Consider the following 23805-nt stretch of genomic DNA (forward strand, 5'->3'; position numbering starts at 1 on the left):
TAAAAAGTATAGGATTACGTTCCCGGACTTTGAGTAATACGCTAAACTAGAAATGGTTCAAGGCAAATGAATTTGCTTGTTGCTTAGTGAATTAATGAGGTAATTTATTTCTTAATACTCCGTAGGTAAAGGTACCTAATAAGGCTGCTCCAATAACTATTAACATGGTGAACACTCCAGTTCCCAAGAGAATGTACATGGGTCCTGGGCAAGCACCTGCAAGAGCCCAACCAAAACCAAATATGGTACCTCCCAATATGTAACGGGCAAAACTCTTGTCCTTTGGAGGCAAAAATATCTCATTTCCTTCAGTACTTTGAATTTTGAATTTTTTGATAAGCCAAACTCCTATGACACCCAAAAAGACAGCAGAACCAATAATACCGTACATGTGAAAAGATTGAAATTTGAACATTTCAAAAATACGATACCATGAAACAGCCTCAGATTTAACCAAGACAATACCGAAGAATAAACCGACTAATAAAAATTTAAGAAACTTCATATTTAAAATATAAGGGGTAAGATAAAATGGGTCATGATAAGTCCTCCAATAAAAAATCCGATAACAGCAATTAACGAAGGTAATTGAAGGTTGCTAAGACCAGTAATGGCATGTCCAGAGGTACAACCTCCTGCGTATCGTGTGCCGAAACCTACAAGAAAACCTCCAACAATCAAAATGGACAATCCTTTAATGCTTAAAACATTCTCCCAATTGTAAATTTCTGCAGGCAATAGTGTTTCACCAATATTATTGAATCCAAATTCACCTAAATCGGATATAGTTTCACTACTTAAAGCGATTACAGAATTGTCTGAAAGGAATTCAGCAGCTATGAAACCACCAATTATTGCGCCTAGCACTACGGTAAGGTTCCAGCGTTGTGCCTTCCAGTCGAACCTGAAGAAATCTGAATATTTTCCTGCCCCACCTATAGTGCATAGTGTCCTTAGGTTGGAGGACATTCCAAACGTTTTGCCAAAATAGATTAGCAATAACATGATTAAGGCTATAAGTGGCCCAGAAACATACCAAGGCCATGGTTGTAAAATGAAATCCATAGATGAAATAATTTGTACAAATATAAGTGGAAATTCAGAAGGACTATGTTATAATGGTTAGACAAGGAAAATATTCTTTTGCTGGATGTTCATGTATGTTTTATTGAAGAGTATGACCATTGTCATTTGAAGATTCCAAGAAAGCCAATAGATTTAAAGTTCTAAAACATACTGTAATGAAGACTATCTTTTATGCCACAGACCGTACTGTGAATTCTGCACCGGCACTGCGATATGCCTATGAATTAAGCTCAAGGTTAGGGACACAACTAGTCGTTTTCAATACCCACAAAATGGAACCCATAAGGGTTATGGTTTCAAGACCTCCAGAGCAAATAGAATATCATGTAATAAAAGAGCAAAAGGAAATTTTAAAAAGCTACTGTGCTAAACACTTAAAAGGTGGATTGGAAGGTAAGAATATAATATTTCACGTGGTTGCAAATGATTCTGTAACAGCAGGGATTAAAGAAAATTCTAAAAACCTCTCAGCAGATATTGTGATTATTGGAAGAAAGGATAAACATACAGATCGGGGTTTATTTGTTGGAGATATTGGCAAAAGTTTGGTAGAAAATTTATCCTGTCCTTTATTAATTGTCCCTAATTCTGGCGCTAAGCCTATTAGTAAGATTTTATATGCTACAGATTTTATGGAATTTGATATTGAGGCGATTAAGAAATTAGTTCCTATAGCGGAGGCTATGAATGCAAAAGTTCATCTTATTCATATTTCCACTGAAAAGGAATATGCAGGAAAGGAACAGATGGAATGGTTTAAGGATATGTTGCAAGATCAAGTAGAAGGAGAAAATTTGAATTTTAAACTGATTTTTTCCGATACCATAGATAGGGAATTAAAAAATCAAGTGGAGCAGATAGGGGCAGATTTGTTAGTTCTTTTGCATCGTGAAGAGAAAGGATTTTTGAACAAAATGTTTCATACTAGTATGGTGAAAAAACTAGAAGGCCATATAACTATACCACTTATGAGTTTCAATACATTAAATCTGTGAGGTGGTAATTTCAAGAATTAACCCACCCAAAAACATATTTTAGTGGAATTTTTTCGTAGGATAATACTTAATATACTTATCAAAAAGAGTTCCTTCCTTTCTTAAAAATAGCTCATTTTAAAATAGTATACCAATTGCAATCATTCTACATATTTCGGTACATTTGTAGTCCATACGATGGTATAGCTTCATTGTGTAAATGAATATACATATGATCTCAAAAGGTATTTTTCTGATAATTGTTGGGGCTATAATAGCTTTCATAGCCTACAGGATGTTAGAAAAAAATAATTCTAATATGGCGATAAATGAGCTTGGAGTATCAAAAAAACTACGATTTAAAGGGTATTTTGGAAAATTTTTTGGACTTGTTGGGGTTTTGGTATTCTATTTGGGTGTGCTTTTACTTATTTTGCGTTACTCCATCTCTTGATAAAGCGTACATCTACATCAGTAGTTTTTAACTGATCAATCCATGTAAAACAATTTCGGATAATTTTGAGCAAGCTCAGTTTTCCACACTAAAAGTACCACGTCGGTTGCCTTGGATACTCGAGTAATCTGGCTATGACACGATTACTAAAGGTGTGCCATAAAGCTCCGCTTAGAAAATAGCACAAACAAAAAAACGCTCAAGCAAGCTTGGCGTTTTCTCTTATTGAACTATTTATTCGTGACCTCGACTGGATTCAAACCAGTAACCTTCTGAGCCGTAATCAGATGCGCTATTCAGTTGCGCCACGAGGCCTTTTTAGCGATTTCCACGCTAACGGGCTGCAAATGCTATTAAATATAGTATTTCTAACTCCTTATTTATTATTAAATTATTGTTTATATTTATTCCGTTATGATTATGGTGGTAAACATGGTCGTAAACATTTATAATTTATTTATATGACAATAAACTTGAAATTAATCAAGAGACCATTAAAGGACGGAACATGTAATATTGTTTTTGATATTTTAGATGGAAGAAGTTATAGGAAAAAAATCCTTACGGGAATTACAATTGAACCTAAGCATTGGGACGAAAAAAAAGGTAGAGTAAAAGCTTCTTATGCAAATGCAATTATTTTAAATAAGGCTCTTGAAGAATTTAGGATTAAGGTAAATACTTGCGAAGACAAATATCAAACCAAACAGTTTAGTAGACAGGAGGTAGTCTCTTTTTTAGAGGGAAAGGTGGGTTTTGATAGTGTGGATGAATACATTGAAACAGAAATAAAAGAAAGTCGATCTGGCGCTACTTATATTGATTACAGGACTGCTATTAATTCATTGAAATATTATACAGATATTAAAGACAAACTTCTTTTTCATGAGGTTAATTATGGTTTGTTGGATAGATATAAACGTAACTTTTTGAAAAGTGGAAAAAGAGCAACATCATATAATTCAAACCTTACCAAGATTAGGGCGATAATGAATGATGCATATAATAAGGGTTTTATATTTGAAAAATTTGAACTTCCTAAAGGTTTGAGAATGGCTTCAAGAAGAAGTGAAATAAGAACCTGTACAACCGAAGACTTTAAGGAGGCAATACTAAAAGTTAAGAGTATTTATGAATGGCAGGCATTGGGTTTTTATTTGTTAATGTTTTGTACAAGGGGAATGTATCCTTCGGATATTGTAAATTTTAAAATGGCAAATTTTGACGGTATTAATGACATGTCGAAATTCTGCGATTCTAAAAACAAATATCTCGTACATAGGAGGGCTAAAACCAAGAATAGGGGTAATGACGATATGTGGATTATGATAGATGATTATCCTACATATAAACTTCTTAAAACCCTTAAATATTCAATTATTTTCACTCACTACAAATCTAAACCTGAAATAATTCCTTCTTTTGATGATGAGATAGCCATATTCAAATATGATGTTGATACGCAGTATGATGTACATGGTAATGTATGGGATATATATAAAAAGAAAGTTTCTAGGTTGTTAGGATATTCTTATAAAACGGCTAGAAAGACCTTTAATACCTATGCATTGGAGTTAAGTGTAAGTGATACAATAAGAAGGGTTTTATTGGGTCATACAGATGACTCTATGCTTGCACACTATGACAACCTTAACACTAAAAAGTTTGTAAAGCAAGTAGAAAATGCACATAAAAAGGTTTTAAGGGATTTTAAAGCATCAGAGTTAATGGAGCTGTTATTAGAGAAAATAAAAGCTTTAGAAGTGCCAGATTTCATCTATAATGATGATTTGTTTATGGATGAAAAAGGATTTTGGGAAGAAGTTCATAAAGCTTTAAAAATTAAATAAATAGTAGGTATTTGCGTTAATAAGTTTGTTTTTCATTATGCGTGAACGGTGTTATATTAGTGGTATCGCAAGATGGTGCAAGACTTTAACTCCCTAATAAAATGGATGGTTATTGGATCAGATAAAATAAGACTGCTTAGATACTGCCTCTGTCATTTCCCTTTATATCTTTCGATGCACCCAACAGAACTACAGACTAACCAGCAAACTGCCCAACAATCCCTTTGGCAAGGTAATTAAAGATATAAGGAGGGTGCTAAATTAGTCCATGAATTAGCTACATAAGTTTGTATAGGTCTATACAAGTTTAGCAATAGAGTATTTACTATCTTCATATCTTCAACCAAACAAACTTTAAAACAATAGACCAATTTCGACTAAAGCATCAATATTATCTCTATTATCAAATAGATTGTAAATAAAAAATACACCACACCCAAGATGAGCATAACTTTATTTACGGATAATTTATATTTATCCTTAGGTTTAAATATCATCAACATTAATCAAAAGAGAATCCAGTGAATACTCTAAAGATGAAGGCATACAATACTACTGCAAACATAATAAAGCTGAATATGGCAAATCCTTTAAAATAGTTTCGGACAAAGAAATTCTCTATACTTTTAAAACTTTCTGAATAGGTATTTCTGATGAGTAGTAATGTTTTCATATTTCGATTATTAAAATTACTAGAGTAAAAGTAATATTCTACTGCGCTGATTATTAAATATTTAGTTAAAGTTGTGGATAATTCCGTTCAATGTTATTAGGGATACACATTATCGAAATTATCTACCCTTAAAAGATTCTTTTTGTTTCAAGGGGGTAGTGATAAGGTAAAATTCGACGATCTTTTAAATTAAAAAAAAATAAAAAAGATACTTTTCAGTAGTGGTTTTCTTAGGGTTGCCTAGAAACGACGAATCCACCAGTAAAACAATGGGTATTTGTAGCGACGCATGAACACGATCCTATAATACCAGTACCAAAATTTTGAATAATCAAGATTTTTTCAAGTTTTCAGCACGTATAAAAAAGGAAAATCAAAACAATACGCGCGCGCGAATGACCAATTACCGAACCTGTATGTAAAGAAGGTTTGAGTAACTGCCTTAAATTATTCAGTAATCAATCTTTAACTATTATACCAATTGCCCTTTTGGATATAATCCATAATTTTGGATAAATTCCAAGTTATGATACCTAGTGAGAAGGTGAATATTAGTATAGTAGATATAAAACTATACATACAAGAGTCCATAGAGAGTAGGGTTAGGTTCTGTGTCAATAACTATGGGGGCAGTTATGCATGGGTAGAGAATGGTGTATACAGTGTAAAGAAGCAGGGGTTTACAAGAGGGGTACACAAGAACCCAGAGGCAATCTTATCTATACTTACCCAGTTGGTAAAAAGGTATCAGAACTTTGAGTATAAAGGGTATATCTACACATACTCTGGAGGGTGGAATAGGTTTAAAGGGCAGACAGATCTTTAAGGTTAGCAAAACTCTACGCACGAAGGGGAAAGTTTTAATAACAATTAATAAAACATAAAAACTCCCCAAATAAATGAGGAGTCTTGTTATTTGTTAATTTTAATACAGCCCTATGGTTTACAATTTGTAAAGTTAGGTTTAGGTAGTGTCCAATTATTAGTTATTGAAGTACTAGATATTATAGAAAGATTAAATTTACCACATATAGTAACACTGCTCACATCCCAACCACTTAAATCTTGATTAAATGAAAATACACGACTAAACATTTCAAACATATTCGTTACTTTGCTCACATTCCAATTACTTATATTTCGATTAAATGATGCTGCATTGGCGAACATAAACTGCATAAAGGTTACCTCGCTCACATTCCAATTACTTATATCTCCGTTAAATAAAGTTGCGTTGTTAAACATAGCACTCATGCCCGTTACATTACTTACATTCCAATTACTTATATCTCCGTTAAATAAAGTTGCGTTGTTAAACATAGCACTCATGCCCGTTACATTACTTACATTCCAATTACTTATATCTCCGTTAAATAAAGTTGCGTTGTTAAACAATCCTGACATATCCGTTACATTACTTACATCCCAACCACTTAAATCTTGATCAAATGCTCTTGCACCGCTAAACAATCCTGACATATTCGTTACATTGCTCACATTCCAATTACTTATATTTCGATTAAATGATGTTGCACCGCTAAACAATCCTGACATATTCGTTACATTACTTACATCCCAACCACTTAAATCTTGATCAAATGCTCTTGCAGCTATAAACATAAAAGACATATTCGTTACATTGCTCACATTCCAATTACTTATATCTCCGTTAAATAAAGTTGCGTTGTTAAACATACCATTCATACTCGTTACATTACTTACATCCCAACCATTTATATCTTGATTAAATGATGTTGCACCGCTAAACAATCCTGACATATTCGTTACATTACTTACATCCCAACCATTTATATCTTGATTAAATGATGTTGCACCGCTAAACAATCCTGACATATTCGTTACATTGGAAGTACACCATTTACTGATATGACCATATTTCTCTTCTGCATCTGGTTGGTTAGTGATCCAAAATTGTACAGCTTCGCGAATATTACCATCTGTAAGAGTACAACTAACGCATGAATTATCTTCTGAAAATGCCGTATCATCACAATCTATCTCAGAACATGGGTTTTCTTTATCATAAAAACCATCACCATCTCTATCTACGGCATCGCCGTGTGCTATGTGCGTATCTAAAGCAGATTCACCTATAACAATTGCGCCTGCATTTCCGTGACATACAGATACCTTAACACCTCCTTGTGAGAAAATACCTGAAATAGTTTCTTCCACAGCAACACTTTCCTTTGAACATGATGCAAGCACTAAAATGCCAACAAATAAAATAATTAATTTTTTCATAAAAATATGGGTTTATAAAAAGTCTTTTTTTAATCAACCCGTTTTTTATTTGAGATGAAATTTCTGGAAACTTTTTGTTAGAGAGCCGCAAGTATACTTCGCACGAACTGTTATAACGACTAAAAACTCTTTAAAAACGTTTAATAGTTTATGAATATCGTTAAACTGCTACATTACTCAAAACTTTCATATTAATTGTTACGCAATAGACAAGTTCTTTGTTGAGGTAGTTTATGATTCTGAACATAACACTATTACACAGGCGATACTCTTACTCTAGTAATTGGTCTTAATAGTTATACCTGCAATAGTTCGTCTTATATGGTGGTTTTTGTCTGAGTTAAGTTAAGATTGTTCAGCTAATAGGTGTTATAAATTGAACAAATATTGCAAGGATTAGAAAAAGAAGAAAAAGAAACGAAGTAGAAATAGGAAAGGTTCTGTATAAATGGGTAGTGAAAAATGTTTGATTTCGTAAAATTGGATAACTCTAAAAGTTCAGATTGCATTTTACGTCAATCTGTTTGGGAGTTCAATTAATAGCTATATCAATCCATCTTTTATCATTTTACTAATTTTCTGTGAAGTTCCTGTGCTGATTTCTGCTAATTTGGAAGCTGTTCTCACACTTGTACCTGTCTTTAATAATTTAAAGCACTTAGCATTTCCTTTTTTACTTAAAAACTGTTCAATAGTTTCAGCTGGCTTTCCTCCATTAGTGTTATAAGCACCTCTCTTTTTAGCTTCAGCAATACCCTCAGCTTGTCTTTCCTTTATGCGGTTTAATTCAAACTCGCTAAGTGTGGCAAGAATGTTTATAATCAATTTAGAGACAGGGTTCTCCTTACCGTTAATCAAGGTTTGCAATCCTTCCTTTTCAGATACAACGTTTACTCCTAAATCAGTCAGCTCTTGTATTGTCTGCATGATGTCTAAAGTATTTCTACCAAGTCTATCTATACTCTGGACATGTAAGGCATCTAGGTTACGCTCCTGAGCCATTTCAAGGACGATAGAACCCTTTTCTCTTTCCCTAAACGGTATTGAGCCAGAGCATTTATCTGATAGCATAGGCATGTCTTCATTTAGTTGCCTGGCATCGTTCTGTTCTGTTGTACTTACTCTTGTGTATTTAAGAGTTCTGGAATTGTTTGTAGCATACATCTTCTAATATTTTAAGGTTATGATACAAATATAGTGTTCATTTTTAACATGTATCAATTTAACAAGACTAAAGTCAATAAAAACTTGATATTTTATGTGTTAATTCTAGGTATACTTAGAAAGTGGCACAATTTTATTTAAATCATCTAATAAATTCTATTTCTTATTATTAGGATTGAATCAAAAATTCAATTTAAAAGAAATAAGCCTGTCGGAGTATATAAGATAATATTCTATATTAGTGTATTATGCATTTGGTTTGCTATGTCGATTACGGAAAACCATAATTATTTGAAGTGTCAATGATTTATTTTTATAAATAAAATATAATTAATAGTATGGGCTTATTTACAGATAAAGAGTTGAATGATGAGCAGTCAAAAATATTAAATGACATTCTTCCTGAGAGGTTTAGAAAGAAGATTTGGAAAGAAAGTGATTTTAAGGGTGTAGATGGTAGTATATATAATAGATATAGTGACTATGTTTTATCCTTAGGTCGGGAAGTAATAAAATTAAATAAAGATCTAAAAGAGTTAGAAGAAAGTACGTCACATGTTATAGCCAACAATGTGAAGATATTTAATACTGAATTGTACGAAGCTAAACCTTTAGGAATGGTTGATATTGGAGTAGTAGAGCAATTTTCCGCTCCTACAACAGGGGATAGGTTTTCTGGAGGTGCAATTGGATATGCTATAGAAAAGACAATAGATGATGCTCATGCTAAAAGCAATAGTCAGGAGGGTGCAGTTAATAGAGCTAAATTTAAACTAATCCAGAAGGCAAGGGCTATTTACCCAAATTGTAATATGCTCTTCAAGTATGAGGTTGACTTTAGAGAACTTGGTTCATCTGGAAATGTATTTATTTATATGAGGGCAACTGCTTGTATAGGAGAAAATGACCAAATAGAGAAGGCATTAAAGAAAACTGACAATGAAATTATTGATCTGATTAGAAAAATTTCAGCTATGGAATTAGAAGCAGAAACATTAACTAGTAATAAAGGCAAGATACCACAGAGTAAGAGCCAAATAGAGAAACTGCTATAAAAGTAAAGTGGCGCTCTAGATACATTACCATTTAAAGAATGAAAATAAATTTGTGGTATTTATTTATAAATATATACTATCCATTAAAACCTATGAATCTGATAAATGCAATTAAGCCAATGTTATTTATAATACTTTCTTTAGGTATTTTAAGTTCATGCAATACAAGTCCAAATACTATTTCTTCACGTAGCCTAAATAAGGCAGACGGAATTTACAAATACAAGGAAAAACCTTTTTCAGGTAGAGTATTGGATACAACGAAATCTGGAAGAGTTGAACTGACGTTTAAATGTATTAACGGTAAAATAGATGGTGAGTATCTGGAGTATTATTATGGTAACGGAAATTTAAAAGAAAAGAATACATACGAAAAAGGAAAAAAAACAGGTCCTTACAAGAAATTTACAGAAAATGGAGAGGTATTAATATCAGGTAACTTTCTAGGATACAAAAAGAATGATGAATGGTTAGAGTACTATTCCAATGGGAATCAAAAACAAGTTGGGCATTACATAGATGGTATGCAAACTGGTGAATGGAAGTACTTTTACGATAATGGCAAATTAAGAGCTGAAGGGAATTACAAAAATGGGGATGGGTCAAATTTTGGAACAATAGGAATTCCAATAAATGGTAGATTCGGGATCTGGAAATTTTATTTTGAAGATTCAGGTAAAATTGAATCTGAACGTGAATTTAAAAATGGATTATTAGATGGGAAATTCACACAATATTATTCAAATGGTCAAGTTAAGTTCAAAGGGACTTTTAAAGACCATAAAGAGAATGGTATTATAGAAGTTTATGACGAATATGGAATATTGAATTATAATGCAATGTTTGAAAATGGAGTATTAATTGAAAGGAAGCATTGATTTTAGTAAACTAAAAACTTATATGAGTAATTCTATTTACTGGTATACTTTTTATAATTCCTGCAATTGGTTAGGAGATACCAAAATTTTGAACATAGTGGTTATATATACACTTACTCTGGAGGTTGGAACAGGTATAAAGGACAAACAGAATTATGACTAAAGACGAATTAAAAGAGTTAGCGTATGAGTATGAACTTACACGTGAAAATATATCTGAAATTTTAGGAGCATCTATACATACAGTCAATTCTTGGTTTGAGGGTAGAAGAAATATTTCCAGAATAAAGGCGAGACATCTGAAGGAGTATGTTGAAGGAAGCAAAGGAACTTTTATAATTACCTCTAAGGAGATAAAAATACAACGACAAAAACTTGGTTTAAGTCAATCAGAATTAGCTGATTGTATTGGAGTAACCATTAGAACAGTACAAAATTACGAAGCAGGTGAAACTATTCCTAAAAGTAAATACTCAAGTTTGCAAAGAACTTTATTCAAAGAAGTGGAAAATTCCACCTTTAATAAAGATGAAAACCAAGACAAAAGTATTAGTTCACAATTAGAAAATATACAAGATGCTTTGAATCAAATTGTACTGGATATTAATTCGATTAAAATCAGGCTTAATAAATTGGAGGTTGCCAATAAAAGTTAGATTAGAATTTAAAGGACAAACGGAATTATAAAAAATCAAGAGTAATATACAACTCTTAAAAACCCTTTTTTTAAATAACAGATAACATCTATTTATCTATCTATCTTTCTGTCTTTCTGTTTATTTGTTTTTTTATCTATCTATCTATCTATCTATCTATCTATCTATCTATAGCATTGCATTCGCTATGCGTTCGCATAAGGTTAGTATTTATGAAAACATATGCGCTATACTATGTTTAATGAATAAATAGTAAAGGATTTATGAGGCTCTGTTATATTTCATTTTTTCTTTTTCAACTTGCTCATCTATAAAGGAGTAGTTGAAACTATCCAATGAACCGTTTTTATCTGTGAAATAACTAATCCATTTTTTTCTTAGGGCATCTTCGTCAAATCCTTCATTAGTAATTACAGAATTTTCAATTTCGTTAGTTGGTTTTTTAGTTTCATCTTTTTTCCATCGCTTATTGGCACTTTCTTTAGCCTTCTCAGACTTACCCTTAATGGTATCTAATTGCTCTATAACTCTATTCGATATTATATACTCATCATCAGTAATAAATAGACCGAAATCGTTTATAATGGCTGATGTTAATTCTTTAGGTGCATTTAGTGTAAAACTAAGCCGTTCTAGGTCATTCTCTATTTTACCTTCATTAGTGTGCATCATTTCAATTATACGCCAATATATTCCATAACCTTCATACCCTTTCTTGTAGATAAGGTGTTGTATCTTGGTATCATTAAACGCATTAAAGTCATGGTTGAAATACTGATTTTTAAATTTGCTCATATCTTTATTATTTAATATTTATTTATATATAATTTTCTTGGTAATAGCTTCATTTGAGGTTAATTCTGAAAGCCTAAATTCATAGGCTAATAGCATTGTGTTATAATAAGATTCTAATTTTCCCTCGTGTATTAGGTCGTTCAGATGAAGACTAAACTCTTGTACATCAATTTTCGTTATTGTGAAGTAGTGCTTGCCTTCATTGATTTGGATATGGTAGGCTGGTTTTATTATTCCTTGTGATTGTTTAACCCATTTGAGAATTTCGCTGTATTGGTCATTAACATGTCTGCTAAGGGTGAATGAGTGGAAATCAGAAGTTCTCACCCTCAAAGACACGCCATATACATTTTCCTTTATTGTTGCATAAATATCTATTCCACATGCTTGGTCAACAATGGTTCTTGTAGCAGACTCAATATAATCGGAATCTAGAATTTGTTTGATATAGAAATCGTATTTCGCTATATACTTTTCTTCCATTGCAAATCCATCAGAATAATCAATATTTAGTCCACCTCGATTTAGCACAAGAGAATTGTTACAATCAATACAATAACCCAATACAGATCATTAATTATTACTTCCTTATTGTTCATTACCTGAAAGAATTGTAGATATAAAATAGGTTAGGCTCAAATTTATTCGAGTACCTATCGAAATATATAGGAGAAGGGGAGAAGGAGGACTGAACATGAAATGGTATTGACCTCAAACCATTATCTTCGGCTACACCTACTAGATTCAGCATACTCTCAGCTAATTCTAGTCTAGCAATTTGTTCTTTAGTGGTCGCATATTTAGTGAAGTCTTCTTTTACAGGTTCTAATATGTCCTTTTGAGGGTAATGTTTAGCGCTTAAAGACTTGATTTTCTCTAAGTTTATGTCCATTAAGCCAGCTAATTTTAAGCCATTTAAACTAAGGGTATTTTCCTTCTTATACTTATCCTCTATTAAACCATAAACGTTCGGCATGAGGTCGCTAAACAGCTCTGATGGGATATTAGTTTCATTACCTAGAACGCTTTTAATCTCTTGTATTATTTGCTCTTCAAGGTGTAGTTTGTCCTTATAAGATTGCATTGCGGAATTGAATGCTGTGTCATCAAATTTAATAGCTCTTTTCTCGTTCTCTTTTACTTTAATTTCTCTAGTCATTATATAATTATTTATTTAGTTATTTATTTAATTTTTCAGTTCGGTATGATACTGTTCGATATTAAAAACTTGTAAATGGTTTTTTAAAACCATTCGCAGAAATGTGCTAATAGTTGTACTATGTTTAACAGTAGTTGCAAGTCCGCACATGCGTCTAATCTTGGATATTTCTCCTTTACTAAGTTTTACCTCAATGACTATTTCAGGTTCTTTCTTTTCCCCTTTCATTTTTAGTATTTCTGAAGGTTTCTTAACACGATCTGACGCATCAAACTTGATGGGGTCATGTATAGTTCATCAGCCTTCTTGTAGATTTTCAGTTTGTCTTCTGTAGTAATTCGGATTGATACATTTTCTTTTAGTGAGTCCATATAAGTAGATTTTAGTTATTACTTATAGTTATAACTTGATTCGTCTTTATCTGTTCCATTTTAAGGCGATTACCATCAAAAAGTTATTAACGTTCCTAATTGACAATAGAGAATGAATTATAAGAGTTGGTTATATGTTGAGGTGAGATATGTCTTGATTACTAAGGGAGTAGAAGATATTTACATTTCCTTAAATATACCTATTGGTATATTAATATCTTGAAAAAGTTCTGATTTAATGGGAAAATATCCCTCGAATTGTGTTAAAAAGTGCAGTATGTTGTAAACGTGGTCGTAAACATTGGGCATAAAAAAAGGAGCTACTTTCATAGTAACTCCTTGATATTCAGTGGTGACCTCGACTGGATTCAAACCAGTAACCTTCTGAGCCGTAATCAGATGCGCTATTCAGTTGCGCCACGAGGCCTTTTTGGCGATTTCCGAACTAACGGGCTGCAAATATATTTCTTTTTGAATTTACAGCAAAGAACTATTGTAAAAAGTAATGAAAATAAGATGATTTCATGGATTTGGACTGATCTAGAACAATACTTTTCTGAGAATATGTGTTAAAAAAGACAGCTAACCACCTATTTTTGTGGTAAATCCTTAATGACGACATGTGGCGTAAGGTCGAAAATAGTATATCGTAAAAATGGGGGATTTTAATTAACAACCAACTCGTGAAAAACTTAACACTAAAGGATCTCTCTAAGATTTTAAACTTATCTCCATCTACTGTATCAAAGGCGTTGAACAATAGTCCAGAAATTAGTGATATCACTAAAAAAAGAGTAAAGGAGGTGGCTTTGGAATATAAATACAGACCAAATTCATTGGGACTTAGCCTTAAAAAGGGCCGAACCAAAACCATAGGAGTTATTATTCCAAGTGTTTTAGATCGGTTTTCTGCTAAGTTATTTATAGGAATAGAAAAGGTTGCTCATATATACGGGTACAATGCGATCTTGTGTACTTCTAATTATAGTGTACAACGCGAAGATGAGAATTTGAATTTCTTAAGTGATAAGGGCATTGACGGAATTATTATTTCCTTGACAGATGAAACTATTGTACAAGAGAAATACGAACATATAACAAGGGTTATCAATTCGGGTATGCCGGTTGTGCTCACTAATAAGGTTCCAAATGAATTAAATGCCCATAAGGTTAGTATTGACTTCTACAAGGAGGCTTATAATTCCATCAAGAATATAAAATTGTCTAAAAATGACAAAGTTTTGATAGTGGATTCTTTTTCAGATGCCATTTATTTTGATAAAAGGAAAAAAGGAATTTTAGACGCCCTAAACACTGAGCATCAATTTAAGGATGTGGAATTATTGAAATCTAACGGAGAAGAAACTTTTGTCAAGGATGTGGTAAGCAAGATTAAAATGAAAAGGATAAATGTTTTGATCATATCCAATCAGTATTTATTGGAAACCATCATTGACGATATGGAAGTGCGTAAAGATTTGGAAACCGGTCATGTGTGTGTATATGGTTATTCTAATCAGAAATCTTCTTTTGAAAATATCAAAGGTGTTACAGCTATTTCTCAGCGCGGTAAGTTTCTCGGGGAACAGTCGGCTCAATTACTAATTTCCCAATTGGAAGGGAATGTGGAAGATACCTTAAAGGCAATTCGTATTGATAGTATACAGAAGAGGTTATATTGAGAGCCTAATCTAAGGATTGAAGTGTCACATAGTAGCGCCATCCAATAATTGCCATTTGTGCTTTGGTGGCTTTAGAAAGATCTAATTGCTTTTTTGAAAAGGACGGAAAGAGTAGTTGGTTCACTTTGGCCAACAATTTAAAGAATATTTTTTTCATCGCTATTTTTTCCAAATATAGTAGATATGTACTAATAAAAAGGATGCCTTTCCACTCCTTTCTTTTTAAATGGGTTTATGGTATTGACTTTAAGCTAATATCATAATTAATGACATGAGGACAAATACCAGAATTTCAGCAAGAATGATCATAGTTCTTCGTTTTTAATGTTAGTAGATTGGATTACAGTGATCGATTATTGACTCAGTATACAACAATACAATTCACATTTCCAAGTCGTGGTCTACGATTTAATATATTTGCATATGAATATATTACTAAATAAATATAATCTATTTTAGATTTTCAGCTTGTATCTTATTAAAGGTTTTATATTTTAATTTAAAAAGGCTCAGATGTTGTAATGTGTAAAAGCTGAAGGGGGATTTGTGCTCCTTTTTTATGTTGCCTAGGGAACTTTGATGCTGAAAGATATTAAAAAATATACTTGTATCATTTTCTTTCAAAAAAAATCGCTCCCTTTAGGAGCGATTTTAACAAAATGCAATCTTGCTCATTGTTTCTTTTTGGTTGTAATTTTAATGAAGGTCGCCTTATTTGTCGTTCCCAGCTTTTCGTTATCTTTTGCATTTTTTAAAATGTCAACTGATACAATATCATCTGGGGATAGCTTGTTCATTTCTTCTCTTGTAGATTCCTTACCGTTTATCATTATTTTGATATTCTTCTCATCATCTGCGGTATTCATCATGGAGGAGTGGATTAATTCCTCTTCATTTTCGTCATTCATTTCCTTGTGTATATCCTTTACAATAAAAACAGATTTCTTTTTGTTGTTATGGTGGTCCATATGCAATATCATTTGATCTGATTCTTTGCCCATCTTCATTTTTTCAAAATCTTCATTGGAAATTGTTTTCCCATTGACCTCAATTGTTTTTTTACCGTCTACTTCTTTAATGATTATTTTATTAGTTGTATCATTAAAGGATTCTATCCAAATAGTATCATCCCCATTTCCCTTCTTTATTTTTTTAATGATAATTTCTTGTTCTACCCCTTCCTTTTTCATTTCTTCAAATTCATCCATGGTAACTCTATCGCCATTTACTATAATTGTTTCTTCATCGTTTTCATTAAGAATTACAATGTGCTTTTTCTCCTTTTTATAAGTATTGGTGCGAGCTAGATCTTCATTTGCCCGATCAATTTTAGTGCTTATAATCATCCTCTCTATATTGGAGCGTATTTCCGAAGGGCCATAAGGCATCTCATGATCTCCCGAAACAATGAACATACCACCTCCAGTATTGGTACCAAAAAGTATTGGTTCTATCCCATTCTCCTCACTGTAACTAGCTCTGACCATCCCATTGGTCTTGTGCTGGTATTCAATTGTTATAGCGGAAATGTACCCAGCCTCGTTTCTTTTGAGGCCATTGTATTTTAAGGTTCCCATTTGGGTAGATTTTATCTGTTTCTTTAGTTCTTCCAGTTCTGCTTTGGTTCGTTCTTTTATGATGGTATAGACCACTTCCTCTGGATCTAATTCTACAGAAGTTTGTATGTTGTACTGTGCAACGGTCTTGACATTGAAAAGGAAAATAAAGCCAATGATCATAGGAAGGACAGTGGCAAATTTCCACACTTGTTTTTTGTTTGATTTTACTTTGTTTAACATGACGATTCGTTTTTTGATTAATGAATTAAAAAAGGGATTTACAATGGAGAATTGCTGACTTCCCAAACTTGTTTTTAGAAGGAGATATTGATAACTCTTCTTATTTTGATTTATTTCTGCGGTTTGATGGTCTGCAATAAATTCTAAATTTTGTTCCATATATGATTTATAGAGCCAAATGAATGGGTTGAACCATAGGAAGATTGATACTAATTGCATGAAAAGAATATCTAGGGAATGTAAGCCCAAGACATGGACTTTTTCGTGGGTTATAATACTACAAAGTTCCTCTTCTGAATAGGGCTTTTTGTAGAGAACAATGTATTTGAAAAATGAAAATGGCGCTATGTTCTTTTTTGTCTCCACCATGATATAACCTTCTGTATTTGAAGTAGTACTCTCATAAACTAATTTTCTTAATGATAATAACTGTATGATTAATCGGACAGTTAATACGAGACAACCTATTACGTACATTAGAAGTACTAGCCAGAACCATTTAATAGGCTCCGGAAGTTCATGCGGAGGTAGTGCTGTGTTTAAAGAAGCTACATTGAGAACTATCGGTGAATTTATCCAGATTATTTTGGTGTAGGTAACAAAAGGCAATACTAAAGCTAATAGAAGTCCGAAGAGTAAAAAAATGCGATTCAACTTAAATGTAGTTTCTTTCTGAAGTAGCACAGAATAGCTTAAGACAAATAAAAGGATTACCCCTGACGATTTTAATAGGTATATTATAAATATTTCCATGTCATTTGTTCTTTTCGATAAGATTGATAATTTCTTTCAATTCCTCAACAGATATTTTATCCTCTTTCGCAAAGAAGGAAACCATACTTTTATATGAATTGTCATAATAATCTGCCAATGTTGAATTGATGTACTTTTTGCGATAATCTTCCTTGGTAATTATTGGATAATACCTGTGGGTGTTTCCAAAAGCCTCGTGGGATACATAGTTCTTATCTTCTAAATTGCGAACAATGGTTGATAATGTATTATAATGGGGCTGATCCTCTTTTATTTCGGCCATAATTTCCTTTACAAAGGCCTTTTTTAATTGCCATAGGATTTTCATGATTTCCTCTTCCTTATTGGTTAGCTTTTGCATCACTTTTATTGTTTATACCAAACCTAAAACTAAAATAGTAGTTATACAACTAAATTAGTAGTTATTTAACTAAAAACATAGTAGGATGAAAATGGGTGAGTTGTTCCCAAGCGTGTTTTGAATTGGTATTCTTCTTCTATATTTACAAGAAAAAATAGTAATGGAGAATATCTTATTCGTTATCACTGGGTTGGTATTTTTAATCTTGGGAGGTAATTGGTTGTTAAAAGCAGCTGTAGCACTTTCATTGAGACTCAATATTCCTAAAATTGTGGTAGGGATGACTGTAGTTTCTTTTGCTACTTCTGCTCCAGAATTAATTGTTAGTATCAATGCCGCATTGGATGGATTTCCAGATCTGGCTCTAGGTAATGTGGTCGGCTCCAATATTGCAAATCTGGGACTTGTGTTGGCGATAACCATTATTCTTGGACCTATTGAGGTTCGTAAAGACTTTTACACGACCAATTGGCCTGTTATGATGTTGGCTTCGTTGATATTTTTTGTATTTATTTACTTTGATGGACGGTTACACCAAAGCGAGGGGATTGCCATGGTGGTAGTCTTGTTCTTGTTCCTGGTTTATTTGTTGAGATTTCAGAAAACAGCAGTAGTAGATGAAATGCCAGAGGATGATGTTCAATTGCCGCTATATAAAACGGTATTGTATATGGGACTTGGAGGAGTCGGACTTTGGGGCGGCTCCGAGTTGTTGATCAATGGTGCCGTAGGATTAGCATCTTATTACGGGGTTAGTGATAGGATAGTGGCAGTAACCATAGTTTCTGTAGGTACTAGTATTCCGGAATTGGCCGCCTCGGTGATTGCGGTATTAAAAAAGGAAAAGGCGATATCCCTTGGTAACCTAATTGGTTCAAATATTTTTAATCTATTGGCCGTTTTAGGGATAACGGCAATTATCACTCCAATTACAGTCATGGATCAGGGTTTATTAAATAGCGATATCTTTTGGATGTTGGGTATATCATTTCTCATTCTTCCATTGGTATTTTTCCCGAAAGGACTCCGCTTGGGATGGCGTGACGGCTTGGTGCTCTTGGTATTTTACCTGGCCTTTATTTACCATACAATATCATAAAAGAGCCCATGGAATTCCAGAGGCTCTTTTGGGTGATAAAACAATTAATTTATTTTGGTGGGTTTAAACTTTAGCAGTTTTTACCGTTTTTACAATTCTTCCCGCAATCTTATATGGATCGCCGTTAGAAGCTGGTCTTCTGTCTTCCAACCATCCTTTCCATCCTTTTTGAACGGTGATGATCGGAATTCTTATAGAAGCTCCCCTGTCAGATACTCCGTAACTAAAGTCATGGATAGATGCAGTTTCATGCTTCCCTGTCAATCGCTGGTCGTTAAACTCACCATAAACGGCAATATGTTCAGCGGTAACTGGTCTAAAAGCTTCACAGATTTTCTCGTATATTTCTTGTGAACCACAAGTTCTCAAAGTAGTATTGGAGAAGTTTGCATGCATGCCTGATCCATTCCAGTCACCTTTTACTGGTTTTGGGTGGTATTCTATATAGTAACCATATTTTTCTGTTAAACGATCCAATAAATATCTGGCAACCCAAATTTCATCTCCTGCCTTTTTGGCTCCTTTTGCAAACAATTGGAACTCCCATTGTCCACTTGCAACCTCTTGGTTGATTCCCTCAAAGTTCAATCCGGCAGCGATACAAAGATCGGCATGCTCCTCTACAAATGCCCTTCCGTGGGTATTTTTACCACCTACAGAACAGTAATACATCCCTTGAGGGCCTGGATAACCTCCTACTGGGAAACCTAAAGGCAATTGGGTGGCTCTATCCATAATAAAATATTCTTGCTCAAACCCAAACCAGAAATCACCATCTTCATCATCAATACCTGCTCTTGAATTTGATACGTGTGGCGTTCCATCGGGATTTAAAACTTCTGTCATAACTAAGTATCCATTTTTCCTAGTAGGATCTGGATATATTGCAACAGGCTTTAGAAGACAATCAGAAGATCCTCCTTCAGCTTGTTTTGTAGAACTTCCATCGAAAGACCAAATAGCACAGTCTTCCAATTTTCCACTAAAATCATCTTCAACTTTAGTTTTGCTTCTTAGGTTTGCGGTTGGTTCGTAACCATCCAACCAAATGTATTCTAATTTAGACTTGCTCATAATCTTGGTAGTTAATTTTAATCTTTAAGAAAGGCAAAAATATAATATTTCATCTACCTATCTAAATTTTTAGGGTCTAATTGTATTAAATGATCTTATTATTTTATTTACCCATATAGATTTAGGGGTATTTTGATTTAAATTTATTTTTTAGTCCATAAATTATTAAATCCTTAATTTTGCTCTCAACATAAAATCAATATATGTCCAAGCTTAGATTTTCGTCCATAAAGGAAAGTAATAATAGAAAGCGCATAGCCATTGAAGAGAAAGGTAGACGGTCTGAACTTTTTGGGATGAATGTTTTCAATGAGGCTAAGATGCTTCAGTTTTTGACCAAGGACGCCTTTGACCGAGTTAAGGGTGCCATGTTTTCAGGAACAAAAATGGATCGTAAAATTGCCGATCAAGTAGCGGAAGGAATGAAGGCATGGGCCATCAATATGGGGGCCACGCATTATACCCATTGGTTCCAACCTTTAACCGGAGCTACCGCAGAAAAGCATGATGCTTTTTTTGATCTTTTACCTGATGGCAAGGCTTTAGAGAAGTTTGGAGGCGGACAATTGGTGCAACAAGAGCCAGATGCATCTAGTTTTCCCAATGGAGGAATTCGCAATACCTTTGAAGCTAGGGGGTATACCGCATGGGATCCTACTTCTCCAGCCTTTATCTATGGATCAACCCTTTGTATTCCTACTATCTTTGTAGCCTATACTGGCGAGGCTTTGGATAATAAAGCACCGTTATTGAGGGCATTGGGCGCTGTTGATGAGGCGGCTACTGCAGTAGCTAAATATTTTGATAAAAATGTTTCTAAGGTAAATGCTACCCTAGGATGGGAGCAGGAATACTTTTTGGTAGACAAGGCTTTGGCATATTCTCGTCCAGATATATTATTCACTGGAAGAACCTTGGTGGGAAGTTCTGCTGCCAAAGGACAACAATTGGATGATCACTATTTTGGGGTAATTCCAAGCAGAGTACTTAGTTTTATGAGTGATTTGGAGAAGGAGTGTACCAAATTGGGAATCCCTGTGAAGACGCGTCATAACGAGGTGGCGCCCAATCAATTTGAATTGGCACCTGTATTTGAAGAGGCCAATTTAGCGGTAGACCACAATCTATTGCTCATGGACGTCATGGAAAAGATTGCGGACAAACATAGCTTTAAGGTGCTCTTCCATGAAAAACCCTTTGCTGGAATCAACGGCTCAGGAAAGCATAATAATTGGTCTTTGGCTACGGATACAGGAGTGAACCTCTTAAGTCCGGGAACTACGCCCATGAAAAACTTGCAGTTTTTAACCTTTTTTATCAATACGATAAAGGCGGTGGATACGTATGAGGAGCTCTTGAGATCTTCCATTGCTTCGGCAAGTAATGATCATAGGCTAGGGGCCAACGAGGCGCCCCCAGCCATTTTTTCTATTTTTATTGGTAAACAATTAAGTGATGTACTTGATGAGCTGGAAGGGGTTTCCCATGGTAAATTATCGCCAGAAGAGAAAACTGAGCTTAAATTGAATGTAGTTGGTAAAATTCCAGAGATCTTATTGGATAATACTGATAGGAACCGTACCTCTCCCTTTGCTTTTACAGGAAACAAATTTGAGATGCGTGGTGTTGGGTCCAAATCTAACTGCGCTAAGCCAATGACTATCCTCAATACCATTGTAGCGAAACAATTGATTGCCTTTAAAAAGGAAGTGGACGCTTTGATAGATAAAAAGAGCCTTAAAAAAGATGAGGCTGTTTTTAATATCCTACGGGAATATATAAAGACCTCCAAGAGAATAAGGTTCGAGGGGGATGGCTACAGCGAGGATTGGGAAAAAGAGGCCAAAAGAAGAAAGTTAAGCAATAATAAATCTACTCCTCAGGCCTTACAGGTACTTACTTCTAAGGAGAGCTTGACTTTGCTGAAGTCCATGAATGTCATGAGCGAAGTGGAGGTAAGAGCAAGACAAGAGGTGGAATTGGAAGCTTACATACTGCACCTGCAAATAGAAGGTAGGATGTACAATGAGATTGTATACAACTATTTGATACCTGCTGCCATTACCTATCAGAATAAACTGATCACAAATGTGATGGGTCTCAAGGATATCTACGGAGCGGCCCACAAATCGTTTACAGAAGGGCAATTGTCTATTATAGAAAACATAGGGGAGAATATTAGTGCTTTAAAGAAAAAGACAGACGCCATGACGGAGGCTAGAAAAAGTGCCAATGCCTTAAAGGATGTAAATAAAAAAGCATTTGCCTACTGTGACAATGTTCGTCCATATTTTGAGGAGATACGAAATCACAGTGATAAATTGGAACGCTTGGTAGATGATCAGCTTTGGCCACTGACCAAATATAGGGAGCTATTGTTCATAAAATAGAAGCCTTCTAATATCCTAAATTTAAAAGCTCACTTTATGTGGGCTTTTTTTATGGATTCACTTATTTTTGTACCAAACAACAGATCCATGGTTTCATCCAATAGTGAAAGATACAAGCAAAGAGGGGTTTCCGCATCCAAGGAAGATGTGCACAATGCCATTAAGAACATAGACAAAGGCTTGTTCCCTAAGGCATTTTGTAAAATAGTCCCTGATTATTTAACAAATGATGAGGACTATTGTTTGGTAATGCATGCAGATGGGGCAGGGACCAAATCTTCATTGGCCTATATGTATTGGAAAGAGACTGGGGACATCTCGGTATGGAGGGGTATTGCACAGGACGCCCTGATCATGAATGTGGATGACCTAATCTGTGTTGGAGCCACTAACAATATCATGCTATCTTCCACCATTGGACGTAACAAAAATTTGATTCCTGGTGAAGTGCTGTCAGCCATTATCAATGGTACGGAAGACCTTATTGCCGATTTAAAGGAGCATGGAATCACTATCCACTCCACAGGAGGGGAAACTGCCGATGTAGGGGATTTAGTGCGAACTATTATTGTGGATTCTACCGTTACCGCAAGAATGAAACGCAGTGAAGTTATCGATAATGCGAACATTAAACGCGGGGATGTCATTGTGGGTTTAGAATCTTTCGGACAGGCTACTTATGAAAAGGAATACAACGGAGGGATGGGAAGTAACGGACTTACGTCTGCAAGACACGATGTATTTTCTAAATATTTAGCAGATAAATACCCAGAAAGCTATGATCATGCCGTGCCTTCTGAATTGGTGTACTCTGGAAATGTAAAGTTGACAGATGTTGTACCGGAATCACCATTGGATGCGGGAAAATTAGTTTTATCACCAACGCGGACCTATGCGCCCATTGTAAAAAAGATATTGAATTCTTATTCCTCCAAGGATATTCATGGCATGGTGCACTGCAGTGGTGGAGCACAGACAAAAATCCTTCACTTTATAGATAACCTTCATATTATAAAGGACGATCTTTTCCCAGTACCACCTTTGTTTAAATTAATCCAGGAACAATCTAAGACAGATTGGAAGGAAATGTACCAAGTATTCAACTGTGGTCATCGCTTGGAATTTTATGTGAATGAAGCAATTGCCAATAATGTGATTTCAATATCCAGAAGTTTTGGGGTAGATGCCAAAATAGTGGGGAGGGTAGCCGAAAGTGAGACTAAAAAACTCACAATAAATAGCGAATACGGAATCTTCCAATATTAAG

General features: G+C 34.2%; 23 protein-coding genes and 2 tRNA genes. 10 read left to right on the forward strand and 15 right to left on the reverse strand.

Going from position 1 to position 23805, the window contains the following annotated elements; all coding sequences use genetic code 11:
• Positions 1–91: 91 nt before the first annotated feature.
• Positions 92–505 (reverse strand): DUF6691 family protein, encoded by a 414-nt coding sequence (locus ABXZ36_RS05240; protein ID WP_354614437.1) that lies wholly within the window; start codon positions 503–505, stop codon positions 92–94.
• Positions 506–507: 2 nt separating this feature from the next.
• A complete protein-coding gene (locus tag ABXZ36_RS05245; RefSeq protein WP_354614438.1) occupies positions 508–1065 on the reverse strand; it encodes a YeeE/YedE family protein in 558 nt (185 codons plus the stop codon).
• Between the two features lie 176 nt (positions 1066–1241).
• Here ABXZ36_RS05245 and ABXZ36_RS05250 point away from each other — a divergent pair, with 176 nt between their 5' ends.
• Positions 1242–2081 carry a universal stress protein gene (locus ABXZ36_RS05250; protein ID WP_354614439.1) on the forward strand — a complete coding sequence of 280 codons (840 nt, stop codon included), beginning with the start codon at positions 1242–1244 and terminating at the stop codon, positions 2079–2081.
• Positions 2082–2755: 674 nt separating this feature from the next.
• Here ABXZ36_RS05250 and ABXZ36_RS05255 read toward each other — a convergent pair.
• Positions 2756–2829 (reverse strand) — tRNA-Arg (locus ABXZ36_RS05255).
• Positions 2830–2975: 146 nt separating this feature from the next.
• Between ABXZ36_RS05255 and ABXZ36_RS05260 the strand changes: the two genes are divergently transcribed.
• Positions 2976–4364, forward strand: coding sequence for a phage integrase SAM-like domain-containing protein (locus tag ABXZ36_RS05260; protein ID WP_354614440.1), 1389 nt, complete (start codon positions 2976–2978; stop codon positions 4362–4364).
• 502 nt (positions 4365–4866) lie between these two features.
• Here the strand turns inward: ABXZ36_RS05260 and ABXZ36_RS05265 are convergent.
• Positions 4867–5037, reverse strand: coding sequence for a DUF6747 family protein (locus ABXZ36_RS05265; RefSeq protein WP_354614441.1), 171 nt, complete (start codon positions 5035–5037; stop codon positions 4867–4869).
• A 508-nt stretch (positions 5038–5545) separates the two neighbouring features.
• On the opposite strand from ABXZ36_RS05265, the gene ABXZ36_RS05270 reads away from it, so the two are divergent.
• Positions 5546–5863 carry a hypothetical protein gene (locus tag ABXZ36_RS05270; RefSeq protein WP_354614442.1) on the forward strand — a complete coding sequence of 106 codons (318 nt, stop codon included), beginning with the start codon at positions 5546–5548 and terminating at the stop codon, positions 5861–5863.
• A 110-nt stretch (positions 5864–5973) separates the two neighbouring features.
• Here the strand turns inward: ABXZ36_RS05270 and ABXZ36_RS05275 are convergent, their stop codons facing one another.
• Together ABXZ36_RS05275 and ABXZ36_RS05280 are read right to left on the reverse strand one after the other, a co-directional pair.
• Positions 5974–7302 carry a BspA family leucine-rich repeat surface protein gene (locus ABXZ36_RS05275; RefSeq protein ID WP_354614443.1) on the reverse strand — a complete coding sequence of 443 codons (1329 nt, stop codon included), beginning with the start codon at positions 7300–7302 and terminating at the stop codon, positions 5974–5976.
• Positions 7303–7845: 543 nt separating this feature from the next.
• Complete coding sequence (locus ABXZ36_RS05280; RefSeq protein ID WP_354614444.1) at positions 7846–8466, reverse strand: recombinase family protein; 621 nt, start codon at positions 8464–8466, stop codon at positions 7846–7848.
• Between the two features lie 338 nt (positions 8467–8804).
• Here ABXZ36_RS05280 and ABXZ36_RS05285 point away from each other — a divergent pair, with 338 nt between their 5' ends.
• The 3 genes from ABXZ36_RS05285 (at position 8805) to ABXZ36_RS05295 (ending at position 11055) form a co-directional block, all read left to right on the forward strand.
• Complete coding sequence (locus ABXZ36_RS05285; RefSeq protein WP_354614445.1) at positions 8805–9521, forward strand: hypothetical protein; 717 nt, start codon at positions 8805–8807, stop codon at positions 9519–9521.
• Positions 9522–9559: 38 nt separating this feature from the next.
• A complete protein-coding gene (locus ABXZ36_RS05290; protein ID WP_354614446.1) occupies positions 9560–10399 on the forward strand; it encodes a toxin-antitoxin system YwqK family antitoxin in 840 nt (279 codons plus the stop codon).
• 155 nt (positions 10400–10554) lie between these two features.
• Complete coding sequence (locus tag ABXZ36_RS05295) at positions 10555–11055, forward strand: helix-turn-helix domain-containing protein (RefSeq protein ID WP_354614447.1); 501 nt, start codon at positions 10555–10557, stop codon at positions 11053–11055.
• A 261-nt stretch (positions 11056–11316) separates the two neighbouring features.
• On the opposite strand, the gene ABXZ36_RS05300 is transcribed toward ABXZ36_RS05295, so the two are convergent.
• The 5 genes from ABXZ36_RS05300 to ABXZ36_RS05320 all read right to left on the reverse strand — a co-directional run bounded on the left by ABXZ36_RS05300 (position 11317) and on the right by ABXZ36_RS05320 (position 13807).
• Positions 11317–11850: a Lin1244/Lin1753 domain-containing protein gene (locus tag ABXZ36_RS05300; RefSeq protein WP_354614448.1), complete on the reverse strand. Its 534-nt coding sequence runs from the start codon at positions 11848–11850 to the stop codon at positions 11317–11319.
• Between the two features lie 18 nt (positions 11851–11868).
• Entirely contained in the window at positions 11869–12381 is a 513-nt protein-coding gene (locus tag ABXZ36_RS05305; RefSeq protein ID WP_354614449.1) for a hypothetical protein, read from the reverse strand.
• Between the two features lie 67 nt (positions 12382–12448).
• On the reverse strand, positions 12449–13009 hold the full coding sequence (locus tag ABXZ36_RS05310; protein ID WP_354614450.1) for a hypothetical protein: 561 nt from the start codon (positions 13007–13009) through the stop codon (positions 12449–12451).
• A 230-nt stretch (positions 13010–13239) separates the two neighbouring features.
• A complete protein-coding gene (locus ABXZ36_RS05315; protein ID WP_354614451.1) occupies positions 13240–13380 on the reverse strand; it encodes a hypothetical protein in 141 nt (46 codons plus the stop codon).
• A gap of 350 nt (positions 13381–13730) precedes the next feature.
• Positions 13731–13807 (reverse strand) — tRNA-Arg (locus ABXZ36_RS05320).
• 256 nt (positions 13808–14063) lie between these two features.
• Here ABXZ36_RS05320 and ABXZ36_RS05325 point away from each other — a divergent pair.
• On the forward strand, positions 14064–15062 hold the full coding sequence (locus tag ABXZ36_RS05325) for a LacI family DNA-binding transcriptional regulator (protein ID WP_354614452.1): 999 nt from the start codon (positions 14064–14066) through the stop codon (positions 15060–15062).
• Between the two features lie 4 nt (positions 15063–15066).
• Here the strand turns inward: ABXZ36_RS05325 and ABXZ36_RS05330 are convergent, their stop codons facing one another.
• From ABXZ36_RS05330 to ABXZ36_RS05340, 3 genes are all read right to left on the reverse strand, one after another.
• Positions 15067–15219, reverse strand: a complete 153-nt coding sequence (locus tag ABXZ36_RS05330) for an SsrA-binding protein (protein WP_354614453.1) — start codon at positions 15217–15219, stop codon at positions 15067–15069.
• A gap of 514 nt (positions 15220–15733) precedes the next feature.
• The gene (locus ABXZ36_RS05335; RefSeq protein WP_354614454.1) at positions 15734–17614 is read right to left on the reverse strand and encodes a M56 family metallopeptidase; all 1881 of its coding nucleotides are present in this window, start codon (positions 17612–17614) and stop codon (positions 15734–15736) included.
• Between the two features lies 1 nt (position 17615).
• On the reverse strand, positions 17616–17975 hold the full coding sequence (locus tag ABXZ36_RS05340; protein WP_354614455.1) for a BlaI/MecI/CopY family transcriptional regulator: 360 nt from the start codon (positions 17973–17975) through the stop codon (positions 17616–17618).
• Positions 17976–18135: 160 nt separating this feature from the next.
• On the opposite strand from ABXZ36_RS05340, the gene ABXZ36_RS05345 reads away from it, so the two are divergent.
• Positions 18136–19074, forward strand: coding sequence for a calcium/sodium antiporter (locus ABXZ36_RS05345; RefSeq protein WP_354614456.1), 939 nt, complete (start codon positions 18136–18138; stop codon positions 19072–19074).
• Positions 19075–19137: 63 nt separating this feature from the next.
• On the opposite strand, the gene ABXZ36_RS05350 is transcribed toward ABXZ36_RS05345, so the two are convergent.
• Entirely contained in the window at positions 19138–20148 is a 1011-nt protein-coding gene (locus tag ABXZ36_RS05350) for a glutamine synthetase beta-grasp domain-containing protein (RefSeq protein ID WP_354614457.1), read from the reverse strand.
• A gap of 203 nt (positions 20149–20351) precedes the next feature.
• Between ABXZ36_RS05350 and ABXZ36_RS05355 the strand changes: the two genes are divergently transcribed.
• Together ABXZ36_RS05355 and ABXZ36_RS05360 are read left to right on the forward strand one after the other, a co-directional pair.
• Complete coding sequence (locus ABXZ36_RS05355; protein WP_354614458.1) at positions 20352–22538, forward strand: glutamine synthetase III family protein; 2187 nt, start codon at positions 20352–20354, stop codon at positions 22536–22538.
• 87 nt (positions 22539–22625) lie between these two features.
• Complete coding sequence (locus ABXZ36_RS05360; RefSeq protein ID WP_354614459.1) at positions 22626–23804, forward strand: AIR synthase related protein; 1179 nt, start codon at positions 22626–22628, stop codon at positions 23802–23804.
• Position 23805: the final 1 nt, after the last annotated feature.

The sequence above is a fragment of the Sediminicola arcticus genome (genome assembly GCF_040566695.1).
GTDB classification, from domain to species: Bacteria; Bacteroidota; Bacteroidia; order Flavobacteriales; family Flavobacteriaceae; genus Sediminicola; species Sediminicola arcticus.